1 pseudogene is annotated in these 236 nt (G+C 39.8%); it reads right to left on the bottom strand.

Annotation, left to right across the window (positions count from 1 at the left end):
• A pseudogene (nusA, locus tag Q4550_RS24075) lies at positions 1-236 on the bottom strand (transcription termination factor NusA); the annotation flags it as partial.

Below are 236 nucleotides of genomic sequence, written 5' to 3'. Positions count from 1 at the left end.
GCTTCAGACCAGCTTAAGATGTAAATTTTCTCACCTTTAATCTCTTTAACAATCGCTTGTACACGATGACCACGCTGTCCTAAAAATGATCCAACCGGATCAACTTCAGGATCTTATGCGTGAACCGCAATCTTAGAAAGATCCCCAGCTTCTAGCGAAATGGACTTTACTTCAACCGTTCCATAGAATATTTCAGGTACTTCAATTTCAAATTAACGCTTAAGAAGTCCAGGATG

The organism is Anaerobacillus sp. 1_MG-2023 (assembly GCF_030547345.1).
GTDB lineage: Bacteria > Bacillota > Bacilli > Bacillales > Guptibacillaceae > Guptibacillus > Guptibacillus hwajinpoensis_B.
This window is presented reverse-complemented; position numbering and strand designations above follow the sequence as displayed.